The organism is Actinosynnema sp. NPDC023658 (assembly GCF_040639995.1).
Taxonomy (GTDB): domain Bacteria; phylum Actinomycetota; class Actinomycetes; order Mycobacteriales; family Pseudonocardiaceae; genus Actinosynnema.
The window spans coordinates 22,527-33,129 of the sequence record NZ_JBFAAX010000031.1 but is presented as its reverse complement, the minus strand read 5'-3'; the positions used below and the strand labels follow the sequence as shown (position 1 = coordinate 33,129).

Below are 10,603 nucleotides of genomic sequence, written 5' to 3'. Positions count from 1 at the left end.
GGACGCTTTACCCCGCTGGGCCTGCCGGCTTTGGCCTGCCTGGGGTGCCCGTAAGGGCCCCATGTCAAATCGAGCCGACCAGGACCCACCACACGCCGAACGTCGAACTCACATGCTCTGTGCGTTGAACTCACGTGCTCTGAACGTAGGACTCTCGCGCCACCAACGTAGGACTCTCGCGCTCTGAACGTAGGACTCTCGCGCTCCACCGTCCTGAACGCTCAACTCAGCGCACGCCAACGTAGGACACACACGACCTGAACGTAGGACACGCACGTTCTGAACGTAGGACACGCGCGTTCTCAACGTAGGACACGCCTGACGTGAACGTAGGACACGCGCGGCGGGACGGTCAGCGGCCGTAGAGGACGCGCACCAGGCGCACCACGTGCCGGATCGTCCGGCTCCCCCGGTCGTAGGTCATCGGGTTGAGCAGCGCCCCGAACCGCTTCCGCGTGACCGAGTGCGCGTAGGTGAACTCCCGCAACCCGTCCTCGCCGTGGATCCGCCCGAACCCGGACGCGCCCACGCCGCCGAACGGCAACCCGGGCACGGACGCGTACGCCAGCACCGAGTTGATCGACACCATCCCGCACCTCAACCGGTCCGCCAGCTCCTCGCCCCGCCCTCGCGAGTAGACGGACGCCCCGAGCCCGTAGACCGACGCGTTGGCCCGCCGCACGGCCTCGTCCCCGTCCGCCACCCGAGTCACGACCAGCGTCGGCCCGAACGTCTCATCGGTCACCGCGAGCGCGTCGTCCGGCACGTCCACCAGCACCACGGGCTCCACGTACGGCGGCCGGATCGACTCCAACCCGCCCACCACCGCCCGCCCGCCGCGCTCCAACGCGTCCGCGACGTGGGCGTGGATGACGTCGACCTGCTTGGGCATGGTGATCGGCCCGAAGTGGGCGTCCGCCTCACCGCCGGGCCGCAGCTTCCGCGCCTTCTCCACCACCAAGCCGACGAACTCGTCGTACACCGCATCGGCCACGTACACCCGCTCCACCCCGGCGCACGTCTGCCCGGAGTTGAAGATCCCGCCCCACACCGCGCCGTCCGCCGCCGCCTTCACGTCGGCGTCCTCGGCCACGATCAGCGGGTCCTTGCCGCCGCACTCCACCAGCACCGGCGTCAACGACGCGGCGCACGCGGCCATCACCTTCTTGCCCGTGGGCGTCGAGCCGGTGAACGCCAGCTTGTCCACGCCGGACGTGCACAGCGCCGCGCCGGTCTCGCCGAACCCGGTCACCACCTGCAGCACCGGGAACTCGGGCACCACCTCGCCGAACGTCGACGCCAGGAAGACGCCCACACCCGGCGTGAACTCCGACGGCTTGAACACCACCGCGTTGCCCGCCGCCAGCGCGTACGCGATCGAGCCCATCGGCGTGAACGCCGGGTAGTTCCACGGCCCGATCACGCCGACGACGCCCAGCGGCCGGTACTCCAGCGACGCCGCGTGGTTGTACATGAGCATGCCGGGCGAGATCTTGCGCTTGCCGAGCACCTTCGGCGCGTGCTTGGCCGCCCAGTGCAGGTGGTCGATGACCAGGGCCAGCTCGGTCCGCGCGTCGTCAGCGGACTTGCCGGTCTCCGCGCTGATCAGCGTCTGGAACTCGTCCAACCGCTTGAGCAGCAGCTTGCGCCACGCGTCCAGCCGCGCGCCCCGGCCGTCGAAGCCGAGCCCGGACCAGAACACCGACGCGTCCCGCGCCACCCGCACGGCTTCCCGGACGTCGTCCTCCGACGCCACCGGGTGATGGGCGATGACCTCGCCCGTGCGGGGGTCCAGCGACGCGAACCGCCGCTTCTCGTCGTCGGCCCGCGCAGGAGTGGGGGGAGCGGTCTGCGTCATCGAGCCCTCCAAGCACAAGCACGAACGCGGGGGTGTTACTGGACAGTAACGGGTAACACGGGGTGATGTCAGCCCCCGTTCAGCCCTTCGGGATCTTGCCCACGACGGTCTTCGCGAAGGTCACGGCGGTCGCGCAGCGGTCGAAGTCGGTGCCCTTCGGCCCGGCCGACTTGACCTCGACGAGCTCGCCCTCGTGGTCGTCCCCGACCCGCTGCACCCACTTGACCTCGCACGACGGGAAGGACGTGCTGTTGGACACCTGGTAGGCCTTCACGCCACCGCCCAGGTCGACCTCGGTCTGCCCGTCGTCGAACTTGCGGTTGTCGGGGATGAAGGTCTCGCGGAACGCCAGCGACAGCTCGCGGTCCTTCCCGACCCACCCGCAGTTGTGCAGCCCGTACGGGTACATACGGTAATCGGCGCCCGTCGCCGCGTCGACCGCCGCCTTGTCCGGCAGGACGCACGGGTCGAGGGTGATCAGCGAGCCCTTCGGGGGCGTCCTGGTCGCCGCGCGCGCCTTGATCTGCTCGACCACCGACGTGGCCACCTCGCGGCCGGGCGCGCACGCGTCGCCGTCCTCGTAGCCGATCTGCACGGTGATGCCGAGGCCCGGCTCGTCCTGCGTGATCACCGAGACGAAGCACGCGCTGTTCTCCAGCACCTGCTCGTAGCTGCGCAGGCCGGCGAGCTGCTTGTCGGCCTTCTTGATCTCGGTGGTCATGGTCTGGCCGATCTCGACGGTGACCGCGAGGTCCTTGCCGGCCTTGTCCTTCATGAAGTTCGAGCACCGGCTGAACCCGCTGCGCGACCGGTCGCCGGGCGTGCCGAGCCGCTTGAGCACGTCCTCGTCCAGCAGCTCGCACGGGTCGGTGAGCCGCAGCTTGTCCGCCGCGAACGCCGGGTCGACCGGCCTGCCGTCGGTCGGCGGCGGCGCCTGGCTCGTCCCGCTCGGGTCGGAGACGTTCTCGGCGTCGGCCGGGATGGTGGTGCGCGGGAACCTCTGCTTGGCGAGATCCGCCCCGGCACAGCCGGCCAGCAGCAGGATCAAGCTCAACACGGCGACGAGACGGGGCACGAGGTGCACGGTAGCGACCGGCTGCGCCATTCGTGGCACGAACCCTGTGTCCGTCCTCACGTGGCGGTCCTCACGGCGGCCTTCGGGAACGATTCAGAAGATCGACGCGCTGTACCCGGTGAACCCCGACGAACCAACGAAAGGACCATCGAGTGCGCTACCGCATCCGACGCGCCGTCCGCTGGCTCGACACCTGGACTGTCGAGGCCTTCAACCCGGTCTACCCGAAGCGCTGACGGCCCGCCCTGGCGGACGCCCGCCCGAGGCGCCCGCTCAGGACCTCTTGGTACCCGTGCCCGACCCCGTGCCCGATCCCGTGCCGGTGTCCGGCCCCGTGCCGGCGCCCTCCCCGGCCTCGGGGTCGGGCACGATGACCGGCCGCAGCGTCGCCCAGGCGGCGAACACCGCCGACAGCACGATCATGCCCACGCCGGACCACAGGTTGATGTTGAGGCCGTCCGCCCTGGCCAGGTCGGCGTCGTCGGTGAAACCGAGACCGACCACGAGCAGCACCACGCCGTAGATGCCGAACAGCACCGCGATCACCAGTCGCAGGTCGAACAGACCGGCCTTGTGCGCCACGACGACCTCCCTCAGCCGAAGATGATGTTGAGCACGAAGGTCAGCACCAGCACGCCGATGCCGAGCAGCAGGGGCGAGCGGTACCACCCGGCGTCGTCACCCGTGGTGGAGTGCTTCCGGTCCTGCTTCGGCGTCAGGCTGTAGACCAGCCCGACCAACCGTTCCTCCGGCACCGGCCGGGTCACCGAGGTGACGGCCACGCTGACCAGGATGTCCACCACGAACGCCACGCCGGCGCCGAGGAAGCTCGCGCCCTGGCCCGGCAGGTCCAGCACGCCGGTCTCCGCGAGGACGAACACCGCCACCGCCGCGACCGTGCCCGCGACCAGGCCCGCCCAGCCCGCCGCCGCCGACATCCGCTTCCAGAACATCGCCAGGATGAACGTGGCGAACAGCGGCGCGTTGAAGAACGAGAACAACGCCTGGATGTAGTCCATGATGTTGCCGTAGCCGGCCGCCAGGAACGCCGTGCCGACGGCGACCACCGTGCCGCCGATCGTGGCCAGCCGACCGACCCGCAGGTAGTACTCGTCCGGCTTGTCCTTCTTGATGTAGTCCTGCCACAGGTCGTACGTGAACACCGTGTTGAACGACGACACGTTCGCCGCGACGCCCGCCATGAACGACGCCAGCAGACCCGTGATCGCGATGCCGAGCATGCCGTTGGGCAGCAGCTCACCGATCAGCGCGGGCAGCGCGTTGTTGTAGACCACGCCGCCGCTGTCGTCACCGGCCTTGAGCGCCGCCATCTCCGGCACCACGAGCGCCGCGATGATGCCCGGGATGATGATCACGAACGGGATCAGCGTCTTGGGGTACGCGCCGATGATCGGCGTGCGCCGGGCCGCCGACATGCTCTTGGCCGACAGCGCGCGCTGCACCTCGGCGAAGTTCGTCGTCCAGTAGCCGAACGAGAGCACGAAGCCCAGGCCGAAGACGATGCCGATGACGCTGAGCACCGGGTTCTGGATGCCGGTCAGCTCGGTCGCGGGCCACGCGGACAGGTTCTCCGAACCACCCGGGCCCGCGGTGACCTTGTCGACCAGGCCCTGCCAGCCGCCGACCTTGTGCAGGCCGACGATGGTCAGCGGCAGCAGCGCGGCGACGATCACGAAGAACTGCAGCACCTCGTTGTAGATGGCGGCGGACAGGCCGCCCAGCGTGGTGTAGGCGAGGACGATCAGCGCGGCGGCGACCACCGAGAACGGGATCGGCCAGCCGAGCATGAGGTTGAGCAGGAACGCCAGCGCGTACAGGTTCACGCCCGCGATCAGCACCTGGGCGACGGCGAAGCTGATGGCGTTGACCAGGTGCGCGCCCTTGCCGAAGCGGCGGCGGAGGAACTCGGGGACGCTGCGGACCTTCGAGCCGTAGTAGAACGGCATCATCACCAGGCCGAGGAACACCATGGCCGGGATCGCGCCGATCCAGTAGTAGTGCACGGTCGCCATGCCGTACTGCGCGCCGTTGGCCGCCATGCCGAGCAGCTCGATCGCGCCGAGGTTGGCGGAGATGAAGGCCAGGCCCGTCACCCACGCCGGCAGCGACCGGCCGGACAGCAGGAAGTCGAGGCTGGACGAGACGGATCGGCGGGCCAGGAAGCCGATGCCGAGGACGACCACGAAGTAGACCGCCAGCAGGGTGTAGTCCAATGGACCGGCATCAAGCCTGAGGTCCACCTGGGCCAGTACGGGCACCTCCGCCCACCTCCCTGATCGAACAACCCCGAACACCATCGCGCATTACCGCGCACTACCGCACAGCCGATCATGTCGACGGTAATGCACCTCGGCGCTCTCCGCCGGTTTGAACTACCCCGGGCTAAACCTCAGGTGAGCGCGTCGCGGGTGCCGGTGGGCGGCCGGGGCTCGTCACGGGGTGAGCACGAACGGTGTCTCCGCGTAGACGGGCCCGGAGGTGCCGCCGATGGTGAACTGCGTGCCAGGGGCCGCGTCGCCGAAGGAGTCGGGGACGTGCACGGCGACCTCGACGAACCGACCGACCGCGTCCGCGGTGGTGTCCCCGACCTGCCGGCCGTGGAAGGTGAACACCACCCGACCGTGTGCGGGGTAGCCCTCGCCGCTGAGCCGGACCTCACCGCCGGCGTGGCCGGAGTGGGGGTGTGCCGCGAGCTGCGCGGCGGGGACGGGGGCGGCGGTGGAGCTGACCGCCGTGACGGCGGGCGGCACGAGGGACGGCACGACGGGCGCCTGCGCCGCACAGCCCGCCACCGCGAGGGAGATCAGGACCAGGACAGGTGGACCGGGTCTTCGTCTTCGCACCGCGCGCCTCCCAGGCCCGTCGACGGGGGAAGTCAGCGTATATCGCGGAATCCGGCCTGCCACGCGCCCGAACGGCTTACCGCCGACCCGCGAAGTGCGGCCCGGCGGCGAGCCGTGCCACCGATCACTCCCACCGCACACGCAACCAGAACCGCCAAGCCGCCGCACAGCCCACCACCGCACACGCGACCGGAACCGACGGCACGTGGTCGGGCGGTGCGCGGTGCACGTCGCCGTCGCCCACCTGCTCGTCGGTCACGACCACGACCCGGTCCTGCCGCTGGGAGCGACGGCCCGCTCCAGCGTGATCAGCGGCGCGGCACGATCAACCGGACAGCTCAGAACAGGCGGAACTCGTCCGACTCGATGCCGCGCAGCGCGTCGTAGTCCAGCACGACGCAGCGGATGCCGCGGTCCTCCGCGAGGGTGCGCGCCTGGGGCTTGATCTGCTGCGCCGCGAACACGCCCTTGACCGGTGCGATCAACGGGTCGCGGTTGAGCAGTTCGAGGTAGCGGGTCAGCTGCTCGACGCCGTCGATCTCGCCCCGGCGCTTGATCTCGACCGCGACCGAACCGCCCTTCGCGTCACGGCACATCAGGTCGACCGGGCCGATCGGGGTCGGGAACTCGCGGCGGACCAGGGTCCAGCCGTCGCCCAGCGTCGTCACGTGCTCGGCCAGCAGCTTCTGCAGGTCGGCCTCGACGCCGTCCTTGACCAGGCCGGGTTCCGGGCCGAGCTCGTGCTTGGAGTCGTGCAGCACCTCGGCCAGGGTGATGATCAGCTTCTCGCCGGCCTTGTTCTGCACGACCCACAGGTCCGGGTCCTCGATCAGCCAGCACGGCGGGCTCATCCAGTTCAGCGGCTTGTACGCGCGGTCGTCGGAGTGGATCGACACCGAGCCGTCCGCCTTGATCAGCAGCAGCCTCTGCGCCATGGGCAGGTGGGCGGTGAGGCGTCCGACGTAGTCGACCTGGCAGCGAGCGATGACGAGGCGCACGGCCGACAGGCTACGGGGTGTGTGCCCCGATCCGGCGACAGGTACCGTCGGCCGACGTGTCACCGCTGCGGCAGCTCCTGCGCACCAAGCCCGTCGACCGGATCACCGACGAGGGCGCGCACACGTCCCTGCGCCGCAGCCTCGGCTTGTTGCCGCTGGTGGCGCTGTCGGTGGGCGCCACGCTCGGCACCGGCATCTTCGTCGTCCTCGGCCAGGCCGCGCCGGTGGCCGGGCCCGCGGTCACCGCGTCGTTCGCCGTGGCGGCGCTGGCCGCGCTGTTCTCCGCGCTGTCCTACGCCGAGCTGGCGGGCGCGGTGCCGGTGTCCGGGTCGGCCTACTCCTACGCCTACGCCACGCTCGGCGAGCTGGTCGCGTGGGTCTGCGGGTGGTGCCTGCTGCTGGAGTACGGGGTGTCGGTGGCGGCGGTCGCGGTGGGGTGGAGCGGCTACCTCAACGCGTTCCTGGACGCCACGCTCGGGTTCCAGCTCCCCGCGTCGCTGTCGGGGGACGTGGTGAACCTGCCCGCGGCGGTGGTCGTGCTGCTGGCCACGGCCGTGCTGCTGAACGGCGTGAAGGAGAGCGCCGTGATCACCACGGTGACCACGCTGCTCAAGGTGGCGGTGCTGGTGTTCTTCGTGGTGGTGGCGGTGTTCGGGTTCCGCAGCGCGAACCTCGCGCCGTTCGCGCCGCACGGCGTCGGCGGCCTGGTGGGTGCGGCGTCGCTGGTGTTCTTCTCCTTCATCGGGTTCGACGCCGCTTCGACCGCCGGTGAGGAGGCGCGCAACCCGCAACGGGACCTGCCCCGCGCCATCGTCATCTCGCTGGTCGTCGTCACGGTGGTGTACGTGCTGGTGGCGTTCACCGCCGTCGCCGCGGTGGGCGCGGACGCGCTGGCCGGTTCGGACGCGTCGCTGGCCGCGGTGCTCCAGCAGGTCACCGGGTCGGGGTGGCCCGCGACCGTGCTGTCGGCGGGCGCGGTGATCGCGATCGCCTCGGTGGTGTTGACCGTCCTGTACGGACAGACGCGGGTGCTGGTGGCCATGGCGCGGGACGGCCTGGTGCCCCGGGTGTTCGCCCGGGTCGGCGCGAAGCGGGTGCCGACGGTGAACACGGTGGTGGTCGGCGTGGTGGTCGCGGCGCTGGCCGCGCTGGTGCCGCTCGGGCAGTTGGCCGAGGCCACGAGCATCGGGACGCTGGTGGCGTTCAGCCTGGTCAACGTGGGTGTGCTGGTGTTGCGGCGCACGCGGCCGGACCTGCCGCGCGGGTTCCGCGCGCCGGGGGTGCCGGTGGTGCCGCTGCTGGGTCTGGGCATGTGCCTGCTGCTGGTGGCGGGCCTCGCGCCGGCCACGTGGCTGGCCTTCGGCATCTGGTCGGCCGCGGGTTTGGTGGTGTACTTCGCCTACGGGCGGCGGCGATCGGAACTGGCCCGGTCGCAGACCGACCCCGGGCATTCGGCACAGGGAGAGTGATCGTGGAGACCCTCGGATCGCGTGAGGTGTACGCGAACCAGTGGATGGTGGTCCGGGAGGACGCCATCGAGCGGGCGGACGGGACCAGCGGCATCTACGGCGTGGTCGACAAGCCCGACTACGCGCTGGTGATCCCCATGGACGGCGAGCGGTTGCGGCTGGTCGAGCAGTTCCGCTACCCGCTGGGGATGCGGCGGTGGGAGTTCCCGCAGGGCACCGCGCCGGAGCTCGCCGCCGAGGACCCGCTGGTGCTGGCCGAGCGCGAACTGCGGGAGGAGACGGGGCTGCGGGCGGGCAGGCTGGTGGAGCTGGGCCTGCTCGACGTCGCGCCGGGCATGTCGAGCCAGCGCGGGCGGGTGTTCCTGGCCACCGAGCTGACGGAGGGCTTCCACGAGCGGGAGCACGAGGAGCAGGACATGCGCTCCGCGTGGTTCCCGCGCGCGGAGTTCGAGGCGATGGTCGCGCGCGGCGAGATCACCGACGCCCAGTCGATCGCCGCCTACACCCTGCTCCTGCTGCACGAGCGCGGGCGGTCGTGACCACCGAGATCGTGGAGTTGACCTCCTCCCAGCTGCTGGCGTGCGCCGACGCGCTGACCGACGTGACGGCCGACGCCGTGGACGGTGGCGCGTCGGTCGGGTTCGTCAAGCCGCTGTCGCGCGTGCAGGCGCTGAAGTGGTGGCGGGCCAAGGCCGCGCCGGTCGCCAACGGCGGGCTGGCGCTGTGGGTCGCGCGGGACGGCGGGCAGGTGCTGGGCACGGTCCAGGTGCGGTTCACCGACACGGCCAACGGCGCGCACCGGGCCGAGGTGGCCAAGCTGATCGTGCGCCGGGACGCCCGCGGCGCGGGACTGGGCCGCGCGCTGCTGGACGTGGCCGAACGGGGTGCCGCCGAGCGCGGCGCGACGCTGCTCGTGCTGGACACGCAGACGGGTTCGGTGGCCGAGCGGCTCTACCGGCGGGCGGGGTGGACGGAGGCGGGCGTCATCCCCGACTACGCCGCCGACCCCGACGGTGAACTGCGGCCGACGACGTTGTTCTACAAGCGGTTGGGCTGACGGCGGTCACCTTCCGGGCCGCCCGCGCGTCGGGTGAGCAGGTCCGCTCGCCCAGCGCACGCCCGGAGGGGTCATGTCCACCGCCCACGTCGTCGTCACCGTCCTCACGATCCTGGCCAACGCCGGTGTCGCCGCCGCCGACCTGGTCAAGGCCGACTTCGTCCTGGCCAACGCGGCGGCGGTCGACGTGCCGCCGTCGTGGGTGCCCGTCCTGGGCGCGCTGAAGGCCGCCGGCGCCGCCGGACTGCTCCTCGGGCTGCTCGGGGCGCACGTCGTCGGGGTCGCGGCGGCGATCGGGCTGGTGGTGTTCTTCGCAGGCGCGATCGTCGCCCACGCGCGGGCCGGGGTCTGGCACAACGTCGCGGTCCCCGGCGCCTTCCTCGCCCTGGCCGCGACGTCCCTGGCGCTCGCCTGAGTCCCCGCGTCCGCCCGACCGATCCGCAGGACACGCCCTAGTCGGTCCAGGCGGCCGGGCGCTTCTCCAGGAACGAGGACATGCCCTCCTTGGCCGCCGGGGTCTGGGACGCCGCCGCCATCACCTCCACCGCGATGGCGTAGGCGTCGGCCTCCGGCCGGTCCAGCTGGGCGTAGATCGTCTGCTTGCCCAGCGCCTTGCTCGCCCGGCTGCCGCGGGTGGCCCGGCGCACCAGGTCGTCCACCGCGTCGTCCAGCTCGGCCAGCGGCACGACGCGGTTCACCAGACCCCACTGCTCGGCGGTGCGCGCGTCGACGGTGTCGCCGGTCAGCGCCATCTCCATCAGGCGCTTGCGGCCCACCGCACGCGCCACCGGCACCGCGGGGGTGTGGCAGAACCAGCCGCCCTTGCCGCCGGGCAGGGCGAAACCTGCCTCCTCGGCCGCCACCGCCAGGTCGCACGACGCCACGAGCTGGCATCCGGCCGCCGTGGCCAGGCCGTGCACGCGGGCGACCACCACCTGCGGCACGGACTCGATGGTCCGCATCAGGTCCGTGCACAACGTCAGCAGCTCGCGCACGCCCTCCAGGTCGCGCGCGGACACGTCGGCGAAGTCGTGCCCGGCGGAGAACACCGGCCCCTCGCCCGCGAGCACCACACCCACCGCGTCGGACGCGGCGACCTCGCGGAACGCGGTGAGCAGCTCCGCCAGGTGCTCGGCGGACAGCGAGTTGCGCCGTGCGGCGCGGTCCATGGTGATGCGCACGACGTCATCCGTGCGGTCGACGCGGATGTGCTGGTATTCGGACATGTCCCGACCGTAACCGGCCGGGCAACCGCGTGCCGTCCCGCCGCCGTGTAACAGCC

General features: G+C 71.3%; 11 protein-coding genes. 4 read left to right on the top strand and 7 right to left on the bottom strand.

Annotated elements, in window-relative coordinates:
- Positions 1-352 precede the first annotated feature (352 nt).
- From AB0G02_RS06890 to nucS, 6 genes are all read right to left on the bottom strand, one after another.
- The gene (locus AB0G02_RS06890) at positions 353-1,858 is read right to left on the bottom strand and encodes an aldehyde dehydrogenase family protein (protein WP_360790473.1); all 1,506 of its coding nucleotides are present in this window, start codon (positions 1,856-1,858) and stop codon (positions 353-355) included.
- Positions 1,859-1,937: 79 nt separating this feature from the next.
- Entirely contained in the window at positions 1,938-2,933 is a 996-nt protein-coding gene (locus AB0G02_RS06885; protein ID WP_360790470.1) for a DUF3558 family protein, read from the bottom strand.
- 273 nt (positions 2,934-3,206) lie between these two features.
- On the bottom strand, positions 3,207-3,515 hold the full coding sequence (locus tag AB0G02_RS06880) for a hypothetical protein (protein WP_360790467.1): 309 nt from the start codon (positions 3,513-3,515) through the stop codon (positions 3,207-3,209).
- Between the two features lie 11 nt (positions 3,516-3,526).
- Complete coding sequence (locus tag AB0G02_RS06875) at positions 3,527-5,212, bottom strand: sodium:solute symporter family protein (RefSeq protein WP_360790465.1); 1,686 nt, start codon at positions 5,210-5,212, stop codon at positions 3,527-3,529.
- A gap of 174 nt (positions 5,213-5,386) precedes the next feature.
- The gene (locus tag AB0G02_RS06870) at positions 5,387-5,797 is read right to left on the bottom strand and encodes a hypothetical protein (RefSeq protein ID WP_360790462.1); all 411 of its coding nucleotides are present in this window, start codon (positions 5,795-5,797) and stop codon (positions 5,387-5,389) included.
- A gap of 338 nt (positions 5,798-6,135) precedes the next feature.
- Entirely contained in the window at positions 6,136-6,795 is a 660-nt protein-coding gene (gene nucS, locus AB0G02_RS06865) for an endonuclease NucS (RefSeq protein WP_360790457.1), read from the bottom strand.
- 56 nt (positions 6,796-6,851) lie between these two features.
- On the opposite strand from nucS, the gene AB0G02_RS06860 reads away from it, so the two are divergent.
- The 4 genes from AB0G02_RS06860 to AB0G02_RS06845 all read left to right on the top strand — a co-directional run bounded on the left by AB0G02_RS06860 (position 6,852) and on the right by AB0G02_RS06845 (position 9,736).
- The gene (locus tag AB0G02_RS06860; RefSeq protein WP_360790454.1) at positions 6,852-8,264 is read left to right on the top strand and encodes an amino acid permease; all 1,413 of its coding nucleotides are present in this window, start codon (positions 6,852-6,854) and stop codon (positions 8,262-8,264) included.
- Positions 8,265-8,266: 2 nt separating this feature from the next.
- On the top strand, positions 8,267-8,803 hold the full coding sequence (locus AB0G02_RS06855; RefSeq protein WP_360790452.1) for an NUDIX hydrolase: 537 nt from the start codon (positions 8,267-8,269) through the stop codon (positions 8,801-8,803).
- Entirely contained in the window at positions 8,800-9,321 is a 522-nt protein-coding gene (locus AB0G02_RS06850) for a GNAT family N-acetyltransferase (protein ID WP_360790449.1), read from the top strand. The genes AB0G02_RS06855 and AB0G02_RS06850 overlap by 4 nt, the downstream gene beginning before the upstream one ends.
- Positions 9,322-9,394: 73 nt before the next feature.
- Positions 9,395-9,736, top strand: coding sequence for a DoxX family protein (locus AB0G02_RS06845; protein ID WP_360790447.1), 342 nt, complete (start codon positions 9,395-9,397; stop codon positions 9,734-9,736).
- Positions 9,737-9,773: 37 nt separating this feature from the next.
- Here the strand turns inward: AB0G02_RS06845 and AB0G02_RS06840 are convergent, their stop codons facing one another.
- Positions 9,774-10,547 (bottom strand): enoyl-CoA hydratase-related protein, encoded by a 774-nt coding sequence (locus tag AB0G02_RS06840; protein WP_360790444.1) that lies wholly within the window; start codon positions 10,545-10,547, stop codon positions 9,774-9,776.
- Positions 10,548-10,603 lie beyond the last annotated feature (56 nt).

Coding starts and splice junctions, on each gene's coding strand:
- AB0G02_RS06890 (WP_360790473.1), bottom strand. CDS start 1,858: ATGACGCAGACCGCTCCCCCCACTCCTGCGCGGGCCGACGACGAGAAG.
- AB0G02_RS06845 (WP_360790447.1), top strand. CDS start 9,395: ATGTCCACCGCCCACGTCGTCGTCACCGTCCTCACGATCCTGGCCAAC.
- AB0G02_RS06840 (WP_360790444.1), bottom strand. CDS start 10,547: ATGTCCGAATACCAGCACATCCGCGTCGACCGCACGGATGACGTCGTG.